The organism is Enterobacter sp. N5-15 (genome assembly GCF_057221635.1).
Genome location: NZ_CM170150.1, coordinates 3,177,178 through 3,201,647, shown reverse-complemented (window position 1 = coordinate 3,201,647; position 24,470 = coordinate 3,177,178). Strand labels below are relative to the sequence as shown.

The following is a 24,470-nucleotide window of genomic DNA, read 5'->3' as shown; positions in this document are numbered from 1 at the left end:
GGGCTCCTCATGAGTGCGTTAAATAAAAAAAGTTTTCTCACTTACCTGAAAGAAGGCGGTATTTACGTTGTTCTTTTAGTACTGCTGGCTATCATTATTTTCCAGGACCCTACGTTCTTAAGCCTGCTGAACCTGAGTAACATTCTGACCCAGTCCTCCGTGCGTATTATCATTGCGCTGGGCGTGGCGGGCCTGATCGTGACTCAGGGGACGGACCTTTCTGCCGGTCGCCAGGTGGGTCTGGCGGCGGTTATCGCGGCAACCCTGCTGCAGTCGATGGAAAACGCCAACAAGGTCTTCCCGGAAATGGCCACCATGCCGATTTTCGTGGTGATCCTGATTGTCTGCGCCATCGGTGCGGTGATTGGTCTGATCAACGGTATTATCATCGCCTACCTGAACGTGACGCCGTTTATCACCACGCTGGGTACGATGATCATCGTTTACGGTATCAACTCACTGTACTACGACTTTGTCGGTGCTTCACCTATCTCGGGTTTTGACAGCGGCTTCTCGACCTTTACGCAAGGGTTTATCGCGCTGGGCAGCTTCCGCCTGTCGTATATCACCTTCTATGCGCTGATCGCGGTGGCCTTCGTCTGGATCCTGTGGAACAAAACGCGCTTTGGTAAAAACATCTTCGCAATCGGCGGTAACCCGGAAGCGGCGAAAGTCTCCGGCGTAAACGTTGCCCTGAACCTGCTCTTCATCTATGCGCTGTCCGGCGTGTTCTACGCCTTCGGCGGGATGCTGGAAGCGGGCCGTATCGGCTCTGCAACCAACAACCTTGGCTTCATGTACGAGCTGGATGCGATCGCAGCCTGCGTGGTGGGCGGCGTCTCCTTCAGCGGCGGTGTGGGTACGGTACTGGGCGTGGTGACCGGTGTGATCATCTTCACCGTCATCAACTACGGGTTGACCTATATCGGCGTGAACCCGTACTGGCAGTACATCATCAAAGGCGCCATCATTATCTTCGCGGTCGCGCTGGATTCACTGAAGTACGCGCGTAAGAAGTAATTGCTCCTCGCGTTATCCGGCCCGCTCATCGAGCGGGCTTTTTTATGCCTTATGCCAGCTGTGACTCCTCTCGGGTCACAATGCGTTCAAACCAGTCGAGTTCAGAGAGCTTGCAGGCGACCCACTGTTCGGAAAAGGCGTCGCCCAGGCTGTCGGTGAGGTACTGACAGCGGGCAAAGGTCTCAATCGCCTCCTGCTGAAACAGCGGCAGTTCGGGCTGCTCGTCCTGCGGTTCGGGCAAATCCTCCTCGTCGATGTTTTCCAGCCCGTACAGCATGCCGGTCAGGATAGCGGCTGCCACCAGATACGGATTGGCATCAGCCCCGGCCAGCCGGTATTCGATACGACGGTTGTGGTCATCCGAGCAGGGAATACGCAAAGCGGCGGAGCGGGTGTTATAGCCCCAGGAGTTAAATACGGGTTCCGTCAGGTTTTTACGCAGGCGACGAAACGCGTTGACGCCCGGCGCAAGAATGGCGATTGAGGCGGGCATCAGCGCCAGCTGGCCCGCGATGCACAAACGCATCATGCTGTTAAGCGCGTTCACCGGGGAAGCAAAGACGTTTTCGCCGTGACGATTGTTCAGGCTGAAATGGAAGTGCAGGCCGCTGCCGGACAGCTGGCTGAAAGGCTTAGCCATAAAGTTGGCCTGCAGGCCGTGCTTTTCGGCAACGTACCGGGTCAGGCGACGAAGCGCCAGCACGTTATCGCAGACCTCAACGACGCGATGGCCGTGCTTCAGGTTTAATTCGTACTGACCGGACTCGGCCTCCGCCACGATCCCGGACAGCGGGATGCGCTGCAGGTGCGCCAGCTGTTCCAGCTCGTCAAACAGCGCCGCGTGGGCTGTCGTAGTATCCATGTGAAAACAGCCCTGATTTTGCGGATCCCGATCGTCATGCCCCGTCAGATAGAACTCGATTTCCGGGGCAACCACCGGGAAGAGGCCGTGCTGGTGGAAGCGGGCCAGCACGTTCTGCAGTATCACGCGCGGCTCAAGCGGGCAGGGGTTGTCGTCGCTGTCTTTCATCGTCAGCAGGATCTGCGCGTTGTGCTGCGGATCTTGCGGACAGGGGCGCAGGGAGCCGGGGACCGGAACGCAGAGTCGGTCCGGTTCATCATGAAGCGGGGCGGCGATTTTTCCTTTCTGATCCATCGAGTAGACCGAAAGGGGAAAATAACAGCCTTTTTCCAGGGTCAGCATGCTCTCCACCGACAGGCGCTTGCCGCGCATCGTGCCGTTGATGTCGTTCAGGTAAACGTCTACATGTTTCGTCTGCGGGTAACGTTCCAGATAATCTGCCACTTCCACTGAAATGTTGTGCTGCAGGGCGTCAATTTTTTCATCAAGCCACAGACCGGAATTGAGTGCGCCAGGAAGTGATAAACCGGGAAAGTTAAAATACGGACGGAGACTTTTGAGGAAAAACGCATTCATTATCGAGTTCATAGTCATTCTTCAATGAAGCCGTAGCGGCAGTGAACTCAGCTTAAAAGAGCCGGCGTAAAGGGGGGATAAAAAGCGTCAGGCCCGGCGTAAAGAAAGTATAAAGGCGGACCTGTTATTTCTCTTTTTTCTGCATATCAAGCAGCTGTTCGGGCGTGACGGCCGGGTAACCCTGCGCATCTTCCGGTACTTCATGCATCGCCGGAATGGGCACCAGCGGGCCTAAAAAACGCGGTTCGCGTTTGAAAATATACAGGTCTGCCAGAGCGCCAAAACGAGCGCCGAACTCGCGGACGCGCACGCTCAGCATGTCTTTTGGCGACGGCACCGCGTAACACTGCGCCTGAATGCCCATATGCAGCGCGATAAACAGCGCGCGTTCGCAGTGGAAGCGCTGGGTGATGATGATGAAGTCGTTGGTGTCGAAGACTTTGCGCGTGCGCACGATGGAGTCCAGGGTGCGGAATCCGGCGTAGTCGAGCACGATATCGGCAGGGTCCACGCCCGCCGCAATCAGGTCCTTCCGCATCGTCACCGGTTCATTGTAGCTTTGCAGGGCGTTATCCCCGCTTAACAGCAGGTAGTTTACCTTGCCACTGTTGTAGGCGTTCAGCGCGCCCTGAATGCGGTAACGGTAATACTGGTTAATGACGCCGGTGCGGTAATACTTGGCGGTGCCGAGGACCACGCCAACCTGACGATAGGGCAGGTCCTGCAGGTCATCAAAGATGTAGGGGGCGGTTTTCCAGCTCATCCAGCGGTCGAGACCCAGCACGATCAACAGCAGTATGCCGACCAGGACAGACAGGCTGTAAAAAACGCGCTTTAACATGGAGATGGCTCGTTCGTGGATGAAATTTAACTCAGGCTACTTTACCCGCCTGGTTAGCGCAAGAAACAGCGACTCAACTGAGGGGTTTTTCAGCAAACTGGCGGGCATTTCTGCCCGCCGGAAGGTTCAGGCAAGCAGTACGCGGTCAATTGTCGTACAGCCTAACGCTTTGAGCGTTGCGGCGGTGGCATCCCACTGGATCAGTGGCGCATCGGCAATCTCAGCCAGAACGGCGCGCTGAATGTCCGGATAGTCATAGCCGTTCAGGCTCAGCAGGTTAAGCGCGCCCTGCAGCGGTGGCAGGGTTGGGTTAAACGCGGCGTTTTCCGCATAGCTGCCGCTAAAGATCCGGCCATCACGGCACTGCAGCGCCACGCCGCTCGGGGACTTGCTGTACGGCGTGTGGCTCTTGTTGGCCGCGCAAATGGCCGCCTGGTTCAGGTCATCGCCGGACGGGGCGTAACCGTGGTCCTGATCGTCCATCAGCAGCGTTTTGATCTCCAGATCTTTCGGGCCAAACGCGTCAGGCAGATAATCCCCCAGCGTGTGCGGCGCGCGGCCCGGCAGGTTGATGCGCAGCTGCAGCCCGCTGTTCAGCTCGTTCATAAACTGACGGCAGTGGCCGCAGGGGGTGTAGTTAACGGTAATGGCGCTCAGGGCTTTTTCACCGCGCAGCCAGGCGTGGCTGATGGCGCTCTGCTCGGCGTGAACGGTCTGCTGCATGGTCGCGCCCAGGAACTCCATGTTGCCGCCGAAGTACCAGGTGCCGCTGACGCCGCGCGCAATGGCTCCGACGTTAAAGTGGGAGAGATCGGCCCGCGCGCAGGCGGCGGCCAGGGGAAGCAGTGCGAAAGCCAGCGCGTCTTCGTCCAGTCCCGTTGCCTGTTTCAGCATCGTGACCTGCTCCGCGGTCAGCAGGGCGGGGAAGTGTGCATCTGCCAGAACGGGAGCCAGGGCTGACTGCAAATTCTCTGCAAGCTGGGCGAAAGCAGCTTGAAAACGTGGGTGCATGGCGTTTGCCTCATAAAGGTTAATGGATCGGTAGTTTACGGAGCCGTCAGGGCTTTATATGTGATCCACTTCTCATTATGTATGCAACTTATGAAATCAAAATGAAATTTGCGCGACGCATCGCAAATTTTAGCCCATCACCGCCAGAATCAGCGGGAAAATGAACGGGGCCAGCAGGGAGGTGATAATCCCGCAGATCACCAGCGCCAGCGAGCTAAACGCCCCTTCCTGATAATCCAGCTCCGCACAGCGTGCAGTGCCCAGGGCGTGGGAGGCGGTCCCCATCGACAGTCCCCGTGCCGCTTTAGTATGAATACGCATGCCGTTCAGCAGGGTGTGACCAAACACCGCGCCTAGTATACCGACGAAAATGACGCACATCGCGCTAATGGCCGGGATCCCGCCGAGGCTGCCACCCACTGCCATCGCGATAGGCGTGGTCACCGATTTAGGCAGAATAGAGGCGGCAATCTGCGGGGAGGCCCCCATCAACAGCGCCACCGACGTGCCGGTGATCATCGCCACCAGGCTGCCCACAAAACAGATGGTAATGATGGATTTCCAGCGGGCGCGGATCTGGTGGAGCTGCTCATATAAAGGAAAGGCGAGCGCCACAACGGCGGGCTGCAGCAGGTCGTTTAAAATTTTGCTGCCGGCAAAATAACGTTCGTAAGGAATGCCGGTGAGCAGCAGGAGCGGAATGATCACGACCATTGCCACCAGCAGCGGGTTCAGCAACGGCATTTTGAAACGAGCGGCAAGCTTGCGCGCGGCGAAGAATACCGCCAGGGTTAACGGCAGCGACCACCAGATATTGGCCATCATTTTTTTGTTTTCTCCCCAACCACGTTACGTTCACCGTGCACCAGATGCGAACTCCAGCTCACCACCAGGAAAACCACCAGCGTACTTACCGCGCAGGAGACCACAATCGGGCCGAACTGGGCTTTGAGCAAATCAAAATACTGCATAACCCCGACGCCGATAGGCACGAAAAGCAGCGCCATATAGCGAATGAGGACGAAGCAGCCGGGGTTGACCCATTTTGCGGGCAGGATTTGCAGCGCCAGCAAAACAAAGAGGATCAGCATGCCGATAATGCTGCCGGGAATGACGATGGGCAGCAGCGACGCGATGAAAATCCCGGCATACAGGCAGGCGTAAATCAGGACGAATGCGCGCAGGTATTGCCAGATAATGTTCAATGATTTGCTCATGGTGATAGTCCTTGCTGAAACGCATTCATCATACAATTAAACCTAAAAATGTGCCACGGATCACATCATGAAATTTGAGCATACCAGACATTCCAGAATGGAACGTCCGGTATCACCTTACACGGGCAGGCTACAGTTTAGAGGAAAGGGCGTGCGGTGGCGAAGTGACGAGCCACAGAATGCATCAGCGCGAGGCGGTCAGTTTATCGAGAAAAGAAAACAGCACCTGATTCATTTCGTGATAATCATGCGAGCGAAGTTTTTCCGCCGTTTCGACAAAACGAAATTCAGCCGCGCGGCGGAGATCGTTCTGCGAATGTTCAATCAGCAACTCAACGACCTCCGGCGTCAGCTCCATATGGCACTGAAAACCGTAAACCCGTTCGCCATATTGCACGATCTGACGGGGACAGCCCTCGCTGTAAGCGAGCACCTTAGCCTGCGGCGTTAACCCCGGCATGTCGTTATGCCAGTGACCAACGTTCAGCTCGTGGCCAAAATCCTCAAACAGCGGGTTGGCCTTGCCTGACTCTGTGAGCCTGACGGGAAATTTGCCGATCTCTTTTTCCGGGCTATGGCAAAACGCTGCGCCCAGCGCTTCACCGATAAGCTGTGAGCCCAGACAAACGCCAATCACCGTTTTACCCGCCTCTACTGCACGGCCAATGAGCCGCATTTCCGCCTGCGCATCGAACCAGGGGCACTCCTTAAGCGTGGTGGCAGGTGACTGCGGGCCTCCCATGATGATAAGCAGGTCTGTGCTCTCGAGATCCTCGGGTAACGGATCGCCCTGATAAACTCTGGAGTAGCTCAGGCTACAGCCGCGGTTTTCCCCCCAGATTTCATAGGCGCCTGGCGCTTCGAAATGTTCATGAATGATAAAATGAATGTGCATTGCGTCTCTCTCCGGTTACGTGTACAAGCAGCATCATAAGAGGAAGGGAGGAATGTGAAATGCCAACCGTTATCGATAAAACGCCAATTCACGACGATGCCATCGGATGGTCCAGAGGGGCAATTAGCTATACGCGCGGCGAAGTGGATCCGCCTCACCGGCATTCACAGGGGCAACTTTTGTTTGCCATTAAAGGGGTGATGCTGGTCGAAACCGGCAATAAGCGTTGGGTCATACCGCCACAGCGCGCGCTGTGGATCCCTCCCTTTCAGGAACACACCTACAGCGTGTTATCCACAACGGAGCTCCGCGCGGTCTGGTTTAGCCCGGCGCTGATAGCGCAATGTGAGCCTTTTAAACGGAAAGAGGAGGTTCACGTGATTATGGCGACAGCGTTGTTCAAAGAGCTGATTGCCGGGCTGTTCAGCGCGGAATACCGGCCGGCAAGCCAGCGCAGCATGGCCGTTTTGCTGCTCGACATCCTCAGTGAGACGCAGCAGATTTCGGCCGAATTACCGATGCCCGTTGATGAGCGGTTACATCGCGTTGCCTGTGACATCATTGCCAACAATCTCTGGGACGTTTCGATGGAAAGGCTGGCGGAACAGGCCGCGATGTCTGAACGCACATTTTCACGCGCGTTTATCAAAGATACAGGGTTTAGCTTCCGGGCCTGGCGACAGCGCGCAAGGATTTGTGCCTCGCTGGACCTGCTCGCAAACGGATACCCGGCTAAGCAGGTGGCCTGGATGCTGGGGTTTTCTGGCCCGTCGGCATTTGCGGCGGCGTTTCGCGCCATTGTCGGGGCAACGCCGGCTGACTTTTTCCCTGAACAGAAGCGCTTCCCAGCGATATAGAGAGCAGCTACTATAGCGCGTCTTTTTTCACAGGTACTGCTATGCGTGTTTTACTGGCCCCAATGGAAGGCGTGCTCGACTCCCTCGTGCGCGAGCTTCTGACCGAGGTGAACGATTACGATCTCTGCGTGACGGAGTTTCTGCGCGTGGTCGATATGTTGTTGCCGGTAAAATCCTTCTTCCGCCTGTGTCCCGAGCTGCACAACCAGAGCCGGACCTCTTCCGGCACGCTGGTGCGTATTCAGCTGCTCGGCCAGTATCCCGAATGGCTGGCGGAAAACGCCGCCCGCGCGGTTGAGCTGGGCTCTTACGGCGTGGATCTCAACTGCGGCTGTCCGTCGAAGCTGGTTAACGGCAGCGGCGGCGGGGCGACCTTGCTGAAAGATCCTGAGCTGATTTATCGCGGCGCGAAAGCCATGCGTGAGGCCGTGCCTTCGCATTTGCCGGTGACGGTGAAGGTGCGCCTGGGATGGGACAGCGACGCGCGGCAGTTTGAAATCGCCGATGCGGTGCAGCAGGCCGGGGCCACCGAGCTGGTGGTGCATGGCCGCACCAAAGAGGATGGCTACAAAGCCGAGCGCATTAACTGGCAGGCGATCGGTGAGATCCGCAAACGCCTCACCATTCCGGTGATCGCCAACGGCGAAATCTGGGATTACGAGAGCGCGCAGGCCTGTCTGAACGCCACCGGCTGCGATGCGGTAATGATCGGTCGCGGCGCGCTGAATGTGCCCAACCTCAGCCGGGTGGTGAAATATAACGAGCCGCGGATGCCGTGGGCAGACGTCGTTACGCTGCTGCAAAAATACAGCCGTCTGGAAAAGCAGGGCGACACCGGCTTGTATCACGTTGCGCGAATTAAACAGTGGCTGAGCTATTTACGCAAAGAGTACGATGAAGCGCTGGGGTTATTTCAGGAGATTCGGACATTACAGACTTCTGCTGATATTGCCCGGGTGATTCAGTCCAAATAATAAGCGTTAAATTGCTCACACTTTTTTAAACCAGAAAACAGTTCAGGTTTTCAACGTGGCGCGACGGTGTTAAGGTGCCACTGTTTTCAACGCAGGATTGTTACTGGTTAACAGGCAAAACCTAAGCGTTTCACAGCATTTTCGCTGTGGAGCGCTTAGGTTTTTTTTTGCCTGTCGTTTACGCAGGAGAGACATTTGGCTTAGCGCTTTTTACCGATTTTAAAAAAATGAAATCTCGACAGGAAATAGAAAATTTCCTGCGGCCGGTTACGCACTCAATACTCAAGCACAGGTTGTTATCATGGCATATAAAAATAAACTCTTTGCGTTCACCTTATTGGCGATATCCCCGCTGTCGATGGCGCAGGACTGGAACGGAACGGTATTAGGATTTGAAGCTCCGCCGGAGCCTGTTCTGGGCGAAATGCTCGGCATACGTAAAATCCTTAACGATAACGGTTTTACCTATAACCTCGGATACCTGAATGAAATTGGCTGGAACGGCGGTGGCGGATATAACCACGACTCCCACGTGGCCTATATTGACCAGTTCGCGCTGACCTTCAACCAGGACCTGGAGCGCTGGACCGGTATCCCGGATGCGCGCATCGAGGGGAACATCGTCAACCGTAACCACAATGACGACCTCACCACCAAACGCGTGCAGGACCCTCGCGTCAACTTTAACGACCTGACCCAGGAGAGCTGGGGCGGACAGTCGATTACTCGTCTCGGCTGGCTGACCTTTGCCCGCAGCTTTGACGACCGGCGTCTGACCTGGCGCATCGGGATGATGAACAAGGTGCAAACCTTCGATCAAATTATCCCCTGTGATTTCCAACTGCTGTCGCAGTGCGGCGGGAAGTCAGCCAACTCGCTGACCTGGAACAACTGGAACGTTCATACCTGGGGCACCACGCTGGAGTATAAGCTCACGCCAGCCGTCACCTTAAAAGGCGGCGTGATGGAGCAAAATCCTGACGCCTCCAGCCGCAGCCACGCCTGGAGCTGGTCGACGAAGGGCAGTAAAGGGGTCTTGCTGCCGGTTGAAATCGAAGCGCGTCCGCTGGTTAACGGCCTGCCGGGCGCGTACAACCTGGGCGTGGTGTTTACCAACGCGCCGCAAACCGATCTCTACCGCGGAAAATCCGGCGGGGCTGGGGCGAGCGATCCGGACGGTTACGAGAAGCATAACCGCACGTGGTTCATGTACGCCGGGCTTAACCAGCAGATCACGCAGCACAGGGACGATCCGAATCGCGGGTTGAGCACCTCTTTCAGCATGAGCCTTGCGGATCAGAGCACTAACTACATGCATCAGGTTTACGCCGCCTCGCTGCGCTACCGGGGGCTGTTTGATGCGCGACCGGAGGACTGGATTGGCTTCGGGCTGACCTGGATTGATATGAGCAGCCAGTACGCCCGCAATCAGCGTTACCTGAACAGCCTGAGCGGCGTTAGCGATTACAACAATCCGGCATATCACCCGGTGCCGGGCCATTCCCTGAACGGCGAGTTTTACTACCGTTTTCGTCCGGTGTCATGGCTTGAACTGCAGCCGGGCATTCAGTACTGGCACCATCCCGGCGGGGTCAGTCGCACTCAGGATGCCTGGGTCACCGAGCTGAAAACGGTGGTGAGCTTCTGATATCAGCGTAGCAAGTTCGATCCGCGTCACGTTTCTGATGCGTGACGCATTGAGGCTACGAATGAAACTGATAGAGTGCCAGAACTGGATTGTTACTGCTTAGGCAGGCAAAACCTGATTTTCTGGCATCTGCCGGAGGTCAGGTTTTTTTGTTTCTGGGGTTCAGATGAAAATCGCCAAGATACTCAATAATAACGTGGTGGTTGTTCAGGATGAGCGCGGGCGCGAACAGGTGGTGATGGGCCGTGGGCTGGCCTTTCAGAAGCGCGTCGGTGAAGCGCTGGATTCCGCGTTGGTTGAAAAGGTGTTTGCGTTACAAAGCGATGAGCTGGTGCGTCGACTTGGGGAGCTGCTGAGTCAAATTCCGCTGGAGGTGATGACCACCTGCGACCGCATCATCGGGCTGGCGGCGCAGCGGCTGGGCAAGTTGCAGGAGAGTTTGTATATCACCCTAACCGATCACTGCTACTTTGCGATTGAGCGGCAGAAGAACGGGCTGGCCATCAAAAACGTGCTGCTGTGGGATATTAAACGGCTGTATCCGAAGGAGTTCGAATTAGGGCAGGAGGCGCGGGCCATTATCGCCAAACGCCTTAACGTCGAACTGGAGGAGGATGAGGCCGGGTTTATCGCGCTGCATCTGGTCACCGCGCAGCTGAACAGCGAAATGCCGGAAGTGATGCACGTGACGCGGGTGATGCAGGAGATCCTGCAGCTGGTGAAGTATCAGCTGCAGCTTGAGTACGATGAAGACTCGCTCAGCTATCAGCGTTTTGTCACGCATCTGAAGTTTTTTGCCCAGCGGATGCTCACCCGCACGGTGGTGGAAGATGACGACGTCTCGCTGCATACCGCGGTAAAAGACAACTACGCGAAAGCGTGGAAATGCGCAGAGAAAATCGCTCAGCACCTGAACAAAAGCTATCAGCGTGAGCTGACAACCGAAGAAATTATGTTCCTCGCCATTCATATCGAGCGGGTGAGAAAAGAGGGGCGTTAAGCCTCAAAACAGGATTGTTACTGCATCACGCAGGCAAAACCTGAGCGCGGCCTTCGTAAGAAGGACGTTCTCGGGTTTTTTTATTTTTTGTACTCAGTCAACAGGTGCCTGCAGGCATCGGATGTAAGGAAATCGAGATGGAATACCAGGCTTTAGCGAAGGATATTCTCGGCCACGTTGGCGGAAAAGAGAACATCGTCAGTCTTGTACACTGCGCCACCCGGCTTCGCTTCAAACTAAAAGAGAATCAACGGGCGGATGCGGAAGGGCTGAAGAAAAACCCGGGCGTGATCATGGTGGTCGAAAGCGGCGGCCAGTTTCAGGTGGTGATTGGCAACCACGTTCACGACGTCTGGCAGGCGGTGCGCAATGAAGCAGGCCTTACCGATGACGCGCCAGCAGTGGAAGAGAAGGGCGACAAGGGCAACCTGCTGGGTCGCCTGATCGACATCGTCTCCGGGATCTTCACCCCGTTTATCGGTATTCTGGCCGCGTCCGGTATTCTGAAAGGGCTGCTGGCCCTGGCCGTGGTGTGCGGCTGGCTCACCACCGAGAGCGGCACCTATAAAATCTGGTTCGCCGCCAGCGACGCGCTGTTCTTCTTCTTCCCGCTGGTGCTGGGCTATACCGCAGGTAAGAAATTCGGCGGCAACCCGTTTATTACCATGGTGATCGGCGGGGCGCTCACCCATCCGATGATGATTGCGGCGTTTAACGCAAGCCAGCAGCCGGGGGCGGTTTCCGAGGCGTTTCTCGGCATCCCGGTGACCTGGTTTAACTACAGCTCGTCGGTGATCCCAATCATTCTCGCCGCGTGGGTCAGCTGCTGGCTGGAAAAACAGAGCACCAGGCTGCTGCCGTCCTCGATGAAAAACTTCTTCGCGCCGCTGATCTGCTTAGGATTAACCGTGCCGCTGACCTTCCTGGTGATTGGCCCGCTGGCGACCTGGCTCAGCCAGCTGCTGGCCAACGGCTACCAGTGGATTTACGTCCTGGCACCGTGGCTGGCGGGCGCGGCGATGGGCGCGCTGTGGCAGGTCTGCGTCATCTTCGGCCTGCACTGGGGGCTGGTGCCGCTGATGATCAACAACCTGGCGGTGCTGGGTCATGATTCCATGCTGCCAATGCTCTTGCCCGCGGTGTTCGGCCAGGTGGGGGCGGCGCTGGGGATCTTCCTGCGCACCCGCGATGCCCGTCAGAAAATGCTGGCCGGGTCGTCCGTAACGGCGGGGATCTTCGGCATCACCGAGCCAGCAGTGTATGGCGTAAACCTGCCGCTGCGCAGACCGTTTATTTTCGGCTGCGTGGCGGGGGCAATCGGCGGCGCGATTGTCGGCTTCAGCGACACCCACGTGTACTCTTTTGGCTTTGCCAACGTCTTTACTATCGCCCAGATGATCCCGCCGGGTGGGGTAGACGCCACGCTGTGGGGCGGCATTATCGGCACCGCGGTGGCGCTGGTGCTGAGCTGCGTCCTGACGCTGGCGGCGGGCATGCCACCACGCTCAGCGCCCGAGGCGGTTGCGCCAGCGGGTGAAAACGATGTGCTGGCACCGATGACTGGCACCGTGCTGGCGCTCGATCGGGTGCCCGATACCACCTTTGCCAGCGGCCTGCTGGGCAGCGGTGCCGCGATCATTCCCTCCGACAACAGGGTGGTTGCCCCGTTTGCGGGCGTTGTTGCCTCGCTGTTTCAGACCAAACACGCCATCGGCCTGCTCAGCGACAGCGGGATTGAAGTGTTGATTCACGTGGGGATCGACACCGTGAAGCTCGACGGCAAGCCGTTTACCGCCCACGTGAAGGTGGGCGACAGGGTGCAGCCGGGCGACCTGCTGCTGGAGTTTGATCGTCAGGCGATTATCGACGCCGGATACGACCTGGCGACGCCGATCATTATCAGTAACAGCGACGAGTATCGCGAGGTGGCGACCGTGGCGGCAACGTCCGTCAACGCCGGTGCACCGCTGCTCAGCGTAAGCCATCAATAACAGGAGAACGTGATGAAAACTTTCCCGGACGATTTTTTATGGGGCGGCGCGGTTGCCGCGAATCAGGTAGAAGGCGCGTATCTGGAGGATGGCAAAGGGTTGTCCACCTCAGACGTTCAGCCGCAGGGTGTCTTCGGCCCGGTGGTTGAGCGCGTGGCGGGCGACAGCGGCATCAAGGATGTCGCCATCGACTTCTATCACCGCTACCCGGAAGATATCAAGCTGTTCGCTGAGATGGGCTTTAGCTGCCTGCGCGTCTCCATTGCCTGGACCCGCATTTTTCCGAACGGCGATGAGCAGCAGCCGAACGAGGCGGGGCTGGCGTTTTACGACCGGCTGTTTGACGAGCTGGCCGCGCACAACATTACCCCGCTGGTGACGCTGTCGCACTACGAAATGCCGTGGGGGCTGGTGAAGCAGTACGGCGGGTGGGGCAGCCGCCAGACCATTGGCTTCTTCGAGCGCTACGCCCGTACTGTCTTTACGCGCTACAGGGAGAAGGTGAAGCTCTGGCTGACCTTCAACGAGATCAATATGTCCCTGCACGCGCCGATGACCGGTGTGGGCCTGCCGGAAACCAGCAGCAAAGGGGAAATATATCAGGCGATCCACCATCAGCTGGTGGCCAGCGCGCTGGCGGTGAAGGCCTGCCATGAGATTATCCCGGATGCCAGAATCGGCAACATGCTGCTGGGCGGCCTGATGTATCCGCTGACCTGCAAGCCGGAAGATGTCCTGGAGACGCTGCAGGAAAACCGCGCGTGGCAATTCTTTGGCGACGTGCAGTGCCGCGGGGCGTATCCGGGCTATATGCAGCGCTTCTTCCGCGACAACGGCATTCAGCTTGAAGTCACGGATGCCGACCGCGAGGCGCTGAAATCGACCGTCGATTTTATCTCGTTCAGCTACTACATGACGGGCTGCGTCACCGCGGATGACGCCCTCAACCAGCAGGCGCGGGGCAACATCCTGAGCATGGTGCCAAACCCGCATCTGGCCAGTTCCGAATGGGGCTGGCAGATTGACCCCATCGGTCTGCGTACCCTGTTAAACGTGCTCTGGGATCGCTATCAGAAGCCGTTATTTATCGTAGAAAATGGCCTCGGGGCGAAGGATAAACCGGATGCGGACGGCGTGGTGCAGGATGACTACCGCATCAGCTACCTTAACGACCATCTGATACAGGTGCGTGAAGCGATTGAAGACGGCGTTGAGGTGATGGGCTATACCAGCTGGGGGCCAATCGATCTGGTGAGCGCGTCTAAAGCGGAACTGTCCAAACGCTACGGCTTTATTTACGTGGACCGCGACGACAGCGGTAAAGGCACCCTGGCACGCAGCCGTAAAAAGAGTTTTTACTGGTATAAAGAGGTGATTGGCACGAAGGGGGCTTCGCTGAAAGCCTGATATCAAGGCCGTTGCCCGGCGCAGAGCCGGGCAAATGAATCAGAAAATCATCTTGAATACGCCGGTGACCACTAAGAGCCCTATCAGAAATATAATCAAAATAACCCACAGTAATATTTTCATTCCCTTCTCCCGCTCATGAATGTCCTGAATAAGTGTAGCAGCGTATTTATATTTGGCATGAATGTATTGAATTTAATCATAATCTTTAGGAATAAATTTCCGGGTATTAAAATGTATGACAATTTGAGGATTGCCACGCGTTACTAAAAAAACGAACGGCATCGAGCGTAACGTGCGCTTTTATTTTTTGAGCTTATGGCGTCATGAAACGTTCTCTTATTTTATCTCTGAGTGTTCCCTTCGTTTTTATTCTGGCTGCCTGTGCGCCTGAACATGCCACGGTATCTCCTATTAAAACGCAAACCACTGCGGCGTCGGTGAATACGGTTCTGAATCATCAGGACTGGCCGAAAAATGAGTGGTGGAAAGCGTATAACGATCCCGAACTTAACGGGCTTATTGCAAAAGCATTAAGCGATGCGCCGGATATGCAGATTGCCCGTCAGCGCATTACGCTTGCCGAAGCCCAGGCCAAAGCCGTAATGGCGGCAGACGGTCCGCAGATTGATTTTTCCGCCGATGTGGAACGCCAGAAAATGTCCGCCGAAGGGCTGATGGGGCCCTTTGCCCTTACCGACCCGGCTGCAGGTACCACCGGACCGTGGTACACCAACGGCACCTTTGGGCTGACCGCAGGCTGGGATCTCGACCTGTGGGGGAAAAATCGCGCCCGGGTCGAGGCCCGGATTGGCAAAGTGAATGCGCAAAAAGCGGAGCTGGAGCAGACCCGCCAGCTGCTGGCCGGCAGCGTGGCGCGGCTCTACTGGGAGTGGCAAACTCAGGCCGCCGCGGGGGAGGTTCTCGCGCAGATCAAACATGAACAGGACAACATTATCGGCGCCGACCGCGAGCTGTATCAGCACGGGATCACCTCCTCCGTTGAAGGGGTGGAAACCGATATCAACGCCAACAAAACCGAAGAGCAGCTGGCAGAAGTCAACGGGAAGATGAAAGCCGTCGAGGCGCGTCTGGTCGCGCTGACGAATTCTTCCTCCGTAACGCTTACGCGCCATGCGCTGCCGACGGCAGACGCTTCGTTACCATCGACGCTCGGTTATGAACTGCTGGCACGCCGTCCGGATCTTCAGGAGGCGCACTGGTATATCGAAGCCTCCATGAGCGAGGTGGAGGCCGCCAGAGCGGCGTTCTATCCTGACGTGAACCTGATGGCGTTCCTACAGCAGGATGCCCTGCATCTGAGCGATCTGTTTCGCTCTTCAGCGCAGCAGATGGGCGTGACCGCCGGATTGACGCTGCCGATTTTTGACAGCGGCAGGCTGAACGCCAGCCTTGATATCGCCCAGGCGCAGAATAATCTCTCGGTGGCAAACTACAACAAAGCGGTGGTCGAAGCCGTCAATCAGGTGGCGCGCACGGCCAGCGAAGTCGAAACGCTGACGGCGAAGAACCGCCATCAGCAGCAGGTTGAAAAAGATGCGGCGCGGGTTGTAGCGCTGGCGCAGGCGCGTTTCAGCGCGGGGATCGTTGCGGGCTCCCGGGTCAGCGAAGCCAGAATCCCGGCCCTCAGGGAACAGCTCGCCGGAGTGCTGCTGAAAGGCCAGTATGTCGACGCCACGCTGCAGCTGACGTCGGCGCTGGGCGGTGGCTATCACCACGGCTAAAAAAGGTCATTATCTATACTTACCTCTTTGCACATTTTCAGGAGGTGAGTATGACCCGAGTAGCAATTGTAACGGCATCGGATTCCGGTATCGGTAAAACTACCGCGCTGATGCTGGCAGAACGCGGGTTTGATATTGGCGTCACCTGGCACTCGGATGAAAAAGGGGCGCTGGAAACCTGCCGCGAGGTCGAAGCGCAGGGGCAGCGCGCAGAGGCTATCCATCTTGATTTAAGCACCCTGCCGGAAGGTGCAGAGGCCATTGAAACGCTGATTGCGCGTTTTGGTCGGCTGGACGTGCTGGTCAACAATGCGGGTGCGATGACCAAAGCGCCGTTCCTTGATATGCCGTTTGACGACTGGCGGACAATTTTCACCGTCGACGTGGACGGCGCGTTTCTCTGTTCACAAATTGCCGCGCGGCAGATGGTGAAGCAGGGGGAAGGGGGGCGAATTGTAAACATTACCTCGGTGCATGAGCACACGCCGCTGCCGGAGGCGAGCGCCTACACCGCGGCAAAACATGCGCTCGGCGGGTTAACCAAATCCATGGCGATGGAACTGGTTAAGCACAATATTCTGGTGAACGCCGTCGCGCCGGGAGCCATTGCCACACCGATGAACGACATGGACGACAGCGAAGTGAAGGAAGGTTCAATGCCGGAAATCCCGCTGGCAAGACCGGGCCACACCAAAGAGATTGCCAGCCTGGTCGCGTGGCTGTGCGACAGCGACGCCAGCTACACGACGGGGCAATCGTTTATTGTCGACGGGGGTTTTATGCTGGCGAACCCGCAGTTTAAGCCGGAGGGGTAAGTTTCCCCCTCACCCTAACCCTCTCCCAGAGGGAGAGGGAACTAAAAACCCCCTCTCCCTCTGGGAGAGGGCCGGGGTGAGGGCATCAGGCCGCACTCACTCCTCATCCCGCCTCTTCTCGCGGTGCCGCATCCACAGCCTGACCCCAATCACCGCCACAACCACCAGAATCAGCCAAGCCCAGTGTTTAATATGCTGGTCGAGATTATGCAGCCATGGCGCAATCACTTCGCCCCCGACGTAGCCGAGCGTCGTAAAGATCAGCGCCCAGGCAATCGCACCCACAATATTGAGCGGCAGGAGAATTTTTGGCGGCAGATGGCTGGCGCCAATCAGTATCGGCCCGATGATGCGAAAGCCATACATAAAGCGTGTGCCGATGACGAACAGATAGGGATGACGCTGAATGAGCCGTTGAGCGCGGCGGATTTTCTTCTGATGCTTTGCGAAACGCTTAAGCAGCGCGGGCCCGAAGCGCAGCCCGAGAAAGTAGAGCAGCTGATCGCCAATCATCCCGCCCAGCGCGACCGCGGCAACGACCAGCGGGAATTTAAGCAATCCCTGATGCGCGGCGACGCCGCCTAACAGCGTGATGGTTTCACCTTCTGCCACGCTACCGATGACCAGCGCGGCATAGCCATATTGTTCAATGAGTGCGTTAATATCCATTACGTAAATGTTATCTCCCTCTTGCGTACCTCATTTAATCATATACCCCATGAATCAACAGCGGGGAAATCAACGGAAATTTCCCACTGTACAGAAAATAATCTAAAGCCTGCATTATACTTAAGGTATCGCTGACGGGCCGACAACAAGGGGGCGCTATGAACCATGTCTGGGGACTTTTCTCCCATCCCGATCGTGAAATGCATGTCATTAAAAGTGAGAACGAAACGGTCTCGCATCATTACACGCACCATGTGCTGCTGATGGCTGCGGTGCCGGTAATATGCGCTTTTATCGGAACAACACAAATCGGCTGGAACTTCGGTGACGGCACCGTGGTTCAGCTTTCCTGGTTTACCGGGCTCTATCTTGCCATTGTTTTTTATGGCCTGATGCTGGCGGGTGTGGCGATAATGGGGCGCGTCATTCACTGGATGGCGCGTAACTACCCACAGCGTCCATCGCTGGCGCACTGTATGGTCTTTGCCGGATACGTCGCGACCCCGCTGTTCTTAAGCGGTATTGTAGCGCTCTATCCACTGGTCTGGCTGTGCGCGCTGATCGGTACCATTGCCCTCTTTTACACCGGGTATCTGCTGTATCTGGGGGTTCCAACCTTCCTGAATATCAATAAAGAAGAGGGCCTGAGTTTTTCCAGTTCAACGCTCGCTATCGGGGTGCTGGTGCTGGAGGCACTACTGGCGCTGACGGTTATTCTTTGGGGTTATGGATACCGTCTCTTCTGAGTTCACTGCATTGCTGGCGTAAATGCCAGCAATGCAGCATCTGTTCACGATTATCCGCTGGCGACAACGTCCGGTGACCGCTATGATGCCGAAGCCAGCCTGTGTTTATCCGTTGATACAGGCGGTGTACGTCATGACGTGCGTGAATAATTATCAGAAGTCTCACCATGCTGAAATTCCGAGTCTCTTTACTTAGCCTGGCGCTGCTGCTGGGCGCGTCCGCTGCCGTGCCGGCTGTCGCTAAAACGCCCGCGGTGACCGCCGCCGCTGCCCAACCGCAAATTGCTTCCGGCAGCGCGATGATTGTCGATCTCAACACCAATAAGGTGATCTACGCCAGCCACCCGGACCTGGTGCGCCCGATCGCCTCGATTACCAAATTAATGACCGCGATGGTGGTGCTTGATGCCCATCTGCCGCTGGACGAAAAGCTGAAAGTGGATATCAGCCACACGCCGGAGATGAAAGGGATCTACTCTCGCGTGCGTCTGAACAGTGAAATCAGCCGTAAAAATATGCTGCTGCTGGCGCTGATGTCGTCTGAAAACCGTGCGGCGGCGAGCCTGGCGCACCACTATCCGGGCGGCTACGACGCATTTATCCGAGCGATGAACGCGAAAGCCAAATCGCTGGGGATGAACAATACGCATTATGTTGAACCGACGGGGCTGTCGATCAGCAACGTCTCCACGGCCCGCGATCTGACGAAACTGCTGATTGCCAGCAAACAGTATCCGCTGATTGGTCAGCTCAGTACCACCCGTGAAGAGATGGCGACCTTTGCGAACCCGGCCTATACGCTGCCGTTCCGCAATACTAACCACCTGGTATACCGTGATAACTGGAATATTCAGTTAACGAAAACCGGCTTTACCAACGCGGCAGGACACTGTCTGGTGATGCGCACGGTGTTTAACGGTAAGCCCGTGGCGCTGGTGGTGATGGATGCCTTCGGCAAATATACGCACTTTGCGGACGCGAGCCGCCTGCGTACCTGGATTGAGACCGGGAAAGTGCAGCCCGTTCCGGCCGCAGCATTGACGTATAAAAAGCAGAAAGCGGAACAGATGGCGACGGCGCAGAACGACTGAGCCGTTTGTGCGCGCTGATGCCCTCACCCCGACCCTCTCCCACGGGGAGGGAGAAAACACTAAAAACGGTAACCCAGGTTACCGTTTTGCTTTTATTCCGGCAGCGTCCAGTCTCCATCGTTGAGCGGGCGCTGCATAATCACCGTATCCCGCCAGTCGCCTTTCTTATACCCTACGCTGCGCAGTTGACCGACAATCTCGAAGCCGTGCTTTTTATGCAGCCGCAGCGAGCCGGAATTATTGTTGCCATCTCCCACAACGGCAATCATCTGCCGCCACGGGCCTTGCTCGCAGCGTTCAATCAGCGCAGACATTAGCGCCGAGCCAAAACCGCGCCCGGTAATGCTGGCATCCACGTAAATCGACTCTTCCAGGGTATAGCGGTAGGCGTGTCGCGGACGATAAGGCGTGGCGTAGCAGTAGCCCACCACGATGCCGCGATACAGCGCGATAAGCCACGGCAAACCGCTCTCAGCCACGCTTTTCATACGCTGACGCATTTCGTCGATAGTCGGGGGGACTTCTTCAAATGACGCGCGCCCGTGAAGCACATGCCAGGCATAGATGGCGGCGATGGCATGCACATCATCGGGAAGGGCATCGCGCACTTCCAGTTCGGTCTCGGATAAAACATCAACAGCCGACATGATGTGCCTGCTCCTCGTAATAGAATGCCGGAGAAACGTTACTCCGGCGTCAGAGAGTCACTCTATTACGATTAAGGCGCGCTAAACAATCTCTCAAATTTGGCTGTAGGAATTAATCAGACGCTTGCGTTATGCGCTGCTCCGCATCTTCGCTCTCTTTCCAGTATTTCTTCCGCGTTGTTTTACCAATCCCGGGATTCATGCTGTTTGTAGGGTCATTCTCGCGATAAAACTGCTTAAGTGCGTCAGGGGCTTTATAAAGATGCCCGACGTTATGTTCCGCAGGATATTGTGCGCCGCGTTCATGCAGCAGGGCGAGCATCTGCTCCTTCAGTTCGTGCGCATCGACCCCTTTTTTGACGATGTAATCCTGATGGAAGACATAACACATAAAGTGGCCGTAATAGAGCTTGTGCACCAGCTTGCTGTCGATTTCCGGCGGGAGGTGCTCAAACCACTCGGTGTCGTTACGGCGCAGGGCGATATCCAGCGCCAGAATATCTTCCACCTCTTCGGAATGCACCGCCTGGTAACGGATGGCGGCGCCTGCAGCGGCAAAACGGTGCAGGAAGGCTTTGCTGCCCTCTTCCGGCGTGCAGGCAAAGAAATCACCCTCAGCGGTTTTGAAGAACTCGGTAAGCCAGGTCTGCGCTTCGGCAATCCCGTCTCCGGCCATCTTCAGCAGCAGATGGTGCTCATACTTGTCGCGCCAGGCTTTCATTCGCTTCGGTAAGTGCGCCGGGAAAACGTTGCCCAGCTTCTGCATAAAGCGGTCGGTGAAGTGGGGTTTGAACAGCGACACTTTCTCCAGCATCGCGTCGGTGCGGCCCTTCATGGTGAAGAAGAACGGCATTTTGTCGGTGCCGAGCTTGTCGATCATCAGGAACGTATCTTTGCCGTAACGTTCGGCGATGTCGTAAATGTCCCGGTGCATGTACTCGCCCGCGACCGGCAGATGACTGAATTCCCCCAGAATATGGCGACGGATTTCGGTCAACACCTCAGGCTGATTGGTACCGATGTAAAACACCTGCTGCTTTTTCTCTGCCGGGAAGGTATCCAGACGCACGGCAAAAACGGCAAGCTTCCCGGCGCAGCCGGAGGATTCAAACAGGCGGTCCGGGTCGGCGTTGTAGCGCGCTGGCGTATCGGCATCGATATCCCGCACGCGGGTCACGTAGTCGTGATCGTGCGCGTGGCGGCCATCGTGCTGCACGTCTTCGTCCTTCACGCGATCGTCGTCAAGCTTGCTGAGGATCTGCTCTGGCGTCACGCCGAGATCGATGCCCAGATGGTTCACTAGCGTCAGCTTGCCGTTCTCGTCAATACGGGCAAATAGCGACATCTCGGTGTAGGCCGGTCCGCGCTGCACCAGCGAGCCGCCGGAGTTGTTGCAGATCCCACCGACCACCGAGGCGCCAATACAGGAGGAGCCAATCACCGAGTGCGGCTCGCGGCCCAGCGGCTTAAGCGCTTTTTCCAGGGAGTAGAGCGTCGTGCCGGGGAACGCGAGCACCTGCTCGCCTTTATCCAGCAGGTGCAGCTTGTCAAGGCGCAGGGTGCTGATAATCACGATGTCGCGATCGTAATCGTTGCCGTTCGGCGTGGAGCCTTCGGTCAGGCCGGTATTGGCGGCCTGCATTAAAATAATCTTGTCGGCGGCGACGCAGGCGCTCAGGACGCGCCACAGCTCCAGCAGCGTGCCGGGGAAGACCACCGCCAGCGCCTCGCCCTGACCAGAGCGGAAACCCTTACGGTAGCGGGCGGTTTTGGCCGGGTCGGTAAGCAGGTGAGAGGAGCCAACCAGGCGCGACAGTTCGTTAATAAAAGCCGTGTTATCGTTTGTTCGAACAGAAGACATCTTCCACTCCTTGTGGTGGGGCAAATTTCTCGCTGTAAAGCATAGCGCGATTAACTGTTAAGCGGTCGAGTATTCACGAGAAAAATCAGAGAATAACCCTGCAACGTTCAGAGGGTTTGTGGCACACTGCGCTTTTCGCACGGTATGGCCGAGATCGTCCGGCGGTTATTGATGAGAGAGTAAAACGACATGAAATGGCTATGTTCTGTAGGTGTCGCCGTCAGCCTGGCGCTGCAACCTGCGCTGGCAGAGGATTTGTTTGGTAATCACCCGCTCACGCCTGAAGCACGGGACGCGTTTGTCACTGAATTGCTCAAGAAAATGACGGTCGATGAGAAAATCGGCCAGCTGCGTCTTATCAGCGTCGGCCCGGATAACCCGAAAGAGGCCATCCGCGAGATGATCAAAGACGGGCAGGTAGGGGCCATCTTTAACACCGTCACGCGCGATGATATCCGCAAGATGCAGGATCAGGTGATGGGTCTCAGCCGCCTGAAAATTCCGCTGTTCTTCGCCTATGACGTGGTGCACGGCCAGCGTACCGTCTTCCCGATTAGCCTCGGCTTAGCCTCCTCCTTTAACCTCGACGCGGTGAAAACCGTCGGGCGCGTGTCCGCCTATGAAGCGGCGGATGACGGCCTGAACATGACCTGGGCGCCGATGGTGGACGTCTCGCGCGATCCGCGCTGGGGCCGCGGCTCGGAAGGTTTTGGTGAAGACACGTATTTAACCTCCACGATGGGTAAAACCATGGTGGAAGCGATGCAGGGCAAAAGCCCGGCGGATCGCTACTCGGTGATGACCAGCGTCAAACACTTCGCGGCCTATGGCGCGGTGGAAGGCGGTAAAGAGTACAACACCGTCGACATGAGCCCGCAGCGCCTGTTCAACGACTACATGCCGCCGTACAAGGCAGGGCTGGATGCGGGCAGCGGCGCGGTGATGGTCGCGCTGAACTCGCTGAACGGTACGCCTGCGACCTCCGATTCCTGGCTGCTGAAAGACGTGCTTCGCGACCAGTGGGGCTTTAAAGGCATCACCGTTTCTGACCACGGCGCGATTAAAGAGCTGATCAAACACGGTACCGCCTCCGATCCGGAAGACGCCGTGCGCGTGGCGCTCAAGTCCGGCATCAACATGAGCATGAGCGACGAGTACTACAGCAAATACCTGCCGGGGCTGGTGAAGAGCGGCAAGGTCACGATGGCGGAGCTGGACGATGCCGCGCGCCACGTGCTGAACGTGAAATACGACATGGGGCTGTTTAACGATCCGTACAGCCACCTGGGGCCGAAAGATTCTGACCCGGCAGATACCAATGCCGAAAGCCGCCTGCACCGCAAAGACGCGCGTGAAGTGGCGCGCGAAAGTCTGGTACTGCTGAAAAACCGTCTCGACACGCTGCCGCTGAAAAAATCCGGCACCATTGCCGTGGTGGGCCCGCTGGCCGACAGCAAGCGCGACGTGATGGGCAGTTGGTCTGCCGCGGGCGTGGCCGATCAGTCCGTGACCGTGCTGACCGGGATCAAGAGCGCCGTGGGTGAAAACGCGAAAGTGGTGTACGCCAAAGGGGCGAACGTCACCAACGATAAAGACATCGTCACCTTCCTCAACCAGTACGAGGAAGCGGTGAAGGTCGATCCGCGCACGCCGAAGGAGATGATTGACGAGGCGGTGAATACCGCGAAGCAGTCTGACGTTGTGGTCGCGGTCGTGGGCGAAGCGCAGGGTATGGCGCACGAGGCCTCCAGCCGTACCGATATCACCATTCCGCAGAGCCAGCGCGATCTGATCGCCGCCCTGAAAGCCACCGGCAAGCCGCTGGTGCTGGTGCTGATGAACGGGCGTCCGCTGGCGCTGGTGAAAGAGGATCAGCAGGCTGACGCTATTCTGGAAACCTGGTTCGCCGGTACCGAAGGCGGTAACGCCATCGCCGACGTGCTGTTTGGTGATTACAACCCGTCGGGCAAGCTGCCGATGTCCTTCCCGCGTTCCGTCGGGCAGATCCCGGTCTACTACAGCCACCTCAACACCGGTCGTCCGTACAACGCCGACAAGCCGAACAAGTACACGTCTCGTTACTTCGACGAAGCTAACGGCCCGCTGTATCCGTTTGGTTACGGCCTGAGCTACACCACCTTCAAGGTCTCTGACGTGAAAATGTCGGCACCGAGCCTGAAGCGTGACGGCAAAGTCACCGCCAGCGTTGAGGTGACCAACACCGGCAAGCGCGAAGGGGCAACGGTGATTCAGATGTACGTTCAGGATGTCACCGCGTCGATGAGCCGTCCCGTGAAGCAGCTGCGCGGCTTCGAGAAGGTCAACCTGAAGCCTGGCGAAACCCAAACCATCAGCTTCCCGATTGACGTGGACGCGCTGAAGTTCTGGAACCAGCAGATGAAATACGATGCGGAACCCGGCAAGTTTAACGTCTTTATCGGGGTGGATTCTGCCCGCGTGAATAAAGGCGAGTTCGAGCTACTGTAACCTTTCCCTCCTTTGCATCCCCCGCTCTGCGGGGGATGCGTCTTACCTTATGCTAAAAAGGCATTTTGACGGTTAATTCGGCCGTTTTAAGCTACGCTTTTCTCTCAAGC

At 56.9% G+C, this 24,470-nt stretch carries 21 protein-coding genes and 1 pseudogene; 12 read left to right on the top strand and 10 right to left on the bottom strand.

Annotated features, from left to right (window positions below):
- Positions 1–9: 9 nt before the first annotated feature.
- On the top strand, positions 10–1,020 hold the full coding sequence (gene mglC / locus AC2TE5_RS15195; RefSeq protein ID WP_029740401.1) for a galactose/methyl galactoside ABC transporter permease MglC: 1,011 nt from the start codon (positions 10–12) through the stop codon (positions 1,018–1,020).
- A 49-nt stretch (positions 1,021–1,069) separates the two neighbouring features.
- Here mglC and AC2TE5_RS15190 read toward each other — a convergent pair whose 3' ends face one another.
- The 6 genes from AC2TE5_RS15190 to AC2TE5_RS15165 all read right to left on the bottom strand — a co-directional run bounded on the left by AC2TE5_RS15190 (position 1,070) and on the right by AC2TE5_RS15165 (position 6,422).
- Positions 1,070–2,458 (bottom strand): glutamine synthetase family protein, encoded by a 1,389-nt coding sequence (locus AC2TE5_RS15190; RefSeq protein WP_484613350.1) that lies wholly within the window; start codon positions 2,456–2,458, stop codon positions 1,070–1,072.
- A 124-nt stretch (positions 2,459–2,582) separates the two neighbouring features.
- Positions 2,583–3,299, bottom strand: a complete 717-nt coding sequence (gene sanA, locus AC2TE5_RS15185) for an outer membrane permeability protein SanA (protein WP_008500918.1) — start codon at positions 3,297–3,299, stop codon at positions 2,583–2,585.
- Positions 3,300–3,425: 126 nt separating this feature from the next.
- On the bottom strand, positions 3,426–4,310 hold the full coding sequence (gene cdd, locus AC2TE5_RS15180) for a cytidine deaminase (RefSeq protein WP_484611937.1): 885 nt from the start codon (positions 4,308–4,310) through the stop codon (positions 3,426–3,428).
- Between the two features lie 129 nt (positions 4,311–4,439).
- The gene (locus tag AC2TE5_RS15175) at positions 4,440–5,135 is read right to left on the bottom strand and encodes a CidB/LrgB family autolysis modulator (protein WP_047647262.1); all 696 of its coding nucleotides are present in this window, start codon (positions 5,133–5,135) and stop codon (positions 4,440–4,442) included.
- A complete protein-coding gene (locus AC2TE5_RS15170; RefSeq protein WP_023312463.1) occupies positions 5,132–5,527 on the bottom strand; it encodes a CidA/LrgA family protein in 396 nt (131 codons plus the stop codon). Before AC2TE5_RS15170 ends, AC2TE5_RS15175 begins: the two co-directional genes overlap by 4 nt.
- A gap of 184 nt (positions 5,528–5,711) precedes the next feature.
- A complete protein-coding gene (locus AC2TE5_RS15165) occupies positions 5,712–6,422 on the bottom strand; it encodes a type 1 glutamine amidotransferase (protein ID WP_484611936.1) in 711 nt (236 codons plus the stop codon).
- A 59-nt stretch (positions 6,423–6,481) separates the two neighbouring features.
- Between AC2TE5_RS15165 and AC2TE5_RS15160 the strand changes: the two genes are divergently transcribed.
- The 6 genes and pseudogenes from AC2TE5_RS15160 (at position 6,482) to AC2TE5_RS15135 (ending at position 14,299) form a co-directional block, all read left to right on the top strand.
- Positions 6,482–7,279 (top strand): AraC family transcriptional regulator, encoded by a 798-nt coding sequence (locus AC2TE5_RS15160; protein WP_484611935.1) that lies wholly within the window; start codon positions 6,482–6,484, stop codon positions 7,277–7,279.
- Between the two features lie 41 nt (positions 7,280–7,320).
- On the top strand, positions 7,321–8,253 hold the full coding sequence (gene dusC / locus AC2TE5_RS15155; protein ID WP_213328191.1) for a tRNA dihydrouridine(16) synthase DusC: 933 nt from the start codon (positions 7,321–7,323) through the stop codon (positions 8,251–8,253).
- A gap of 358 nt (positions 8,254–8,611) precedes the next feature.
- The gene (locus tag AC2TE5_RS15150) at positions 8,612–9,901 is read left to right on the top strand and encodes a carbohydrate porin (RefSeq protein ID WP_484613349.1); all 1,290 of its coding nucleotides are present in this window, start codon (positions 8,612–8,614) and stop codon (positions 9,899–9,901) included.
- 166 nt (positions 9,902–10,067) lie between these two features.
- Positions 10,068–10,901 (top strand): BglG family transcription antiterminator LicT, encoded by an 834-nt coding sequence (gene licT / locus AC2TE5_RS15145; protein ID WP_484611934.1) that lies wholly within the window; start codon positions 10,068–10,070, stop codon positions 10,899–10,901.
- 24 nt (positions 10,902–10,925) lie between these two features.
- Positions 10,926–12,892 (top strand): annotated as a pseudogene (bglF, locus tag AC2TE5_RS15140) (PTS beta-glucoside transporter subunit IIABC).
- A 12-nt stretch (positions 12,893–12,904) separates the two neighbouring features.
- Positions 12,905–14,299 carry a glycoside hydrolase family 1 protein gene (locus AC2TE5_RS15135; RefSeq protein WP_484611933.1) on the top strand — a complete coding sequence of 465 codons (1,395 nt, stop codon included), beginning with the start codon at positions 12,905–12,907 and terminating at the stop codon, positions 14,297–14,299.
- A gap of 39 nt (positions 14,300–14,338) precedes the next feature.
- Here the strand turns inward: AC2TE5_RS15135 and yohP are convergent, their stop codons facing one another.
- Entirely contained in the window at positions 14,339–14,422 is an 84-nt protein-coding gene (gene yohP / locus AC2TE5_RS15130) for a small membrane protein YohP (protein WP_015572324.1), read from the bottom strand.
- 203 nt (positions 14,423–14,625) lie between these two features.
- Between yohP and mdtQ the strand changes: the two genes are divergently transcribed.
- Positions 14,626–16,044 (top strand): multidrug resistance outer membrane protein MdtQ, encoded by a 1,419-nt coding sequence (mdtQ, locus tag AC2TE5_RS15125; RefSeq protein ID WP_484611932.1) that lies wholly within the window; start codon positions 14,626–14,628, stop codon positions 16,042–16,044.
- A 50-nt stretch (positions 16,045–16,094) separates the two neighbouring features.
- A complete protein-coding gene (locus tag AC2TE5_RS15120; protein ID WP_484611931.1) occupies positions 16,095–16,859 on the top strand; it encodes an SDR family oxidoreductase in 765 nt (254 codons plus the stop codon).
- Between the two features lie 96 nt (positions 16,860–16,955).
- Here the strand turns inward: AC2TE5_RS15120 and AC2TE5_RS15115 are convergent, their stop codons facing one another.
- Positions 16,956–17,528, bottom strand: a complete 573-nt coding sequence (locus tag AC2TE5_RS15115; RefSeq protein ID WP_484611930.1) for a DedA family protein — start codon at positions 17,526–17,528, stop codon at positions 16,956–16,958.
- Between the two features lie 158 nt (positions 17,529–17,686).
- Here AC2TE5_RS15115 and AC2TE5_RS15110 point away from each other — a divergent pair, with 158 nt between their 5' ends.
- On the top strand, positions 17,687–18,274 hold the full coding sequence (locus tag AC2TE5_RS15110; RefSeq protein ID WP_033146018.1) for a Yip1 family protein: 588 nt from the start codon (positions 17,687–17,689) through the stop codon (positions 18,272–18,274).
- 167 nt (positions 18,275–18,441) lie between these two features.
- A complete protein-coding gene (gene pbpG, locus AC2TE5_RS15105) occupies positions 18,442–19,365 on the top strand; it encodes a D-alanyl-D-alanine endopeptidase (RefSeq protein ID WP_024908154.1) in 924 nt (307 codons plus the stop codon).
- 92 nt (positions 19,366–19,457) lie between these two features.
- On the opposite strand, the gene AC2TE5_RS15100 is transcribed toward pbpG, so the two are convergent.
- Positions 19,458–20,012, bottom strand: a complete 555-nt coding sequence (locus tag AC2TE5_RS15100; protein WP_213328198.1) for a GNAT family N-acetyltransferase — start codon at positions 20,010–20,012, stop codon at positions 19,458–19,460.
- Positions 20,013–20,124: 112 nt separating this feature from the next.
- Positions 20,125–21,873 carry a D-lactate dehydrogenase gene (gene dld / locus AC2TE5_RS15095; protein WP_484611929.1) on the bottom strand — a complete coding sequence of 583 codons (1,749 nt, stop codon included), beginning with the start codon at positions 21,871–21,873 and terminating at the stop codon, positions 20,125–20,127.
- A gap of 189 nt (positions 21,874–22,062) precedes the next feature.
- Here dld and bglX point away from each other — a divergent pair, with 189 nt between their 5' ends.
- Positions 22,063–24,360 carry a beta-glucosidase BglX gene (bglX, locus tag AC2TE5_RS15090; protein WP_484611928.1) on the top strand — a complete coding sequence of 766 codons (2,298 nt, stop codon included), beginning with the start codon at positions 22,063–22,065 and terminating at the stop codon, positions 24,358–24,360.
- Positions 24,361–24,470 lie beyond the last annotated feature (110 nt).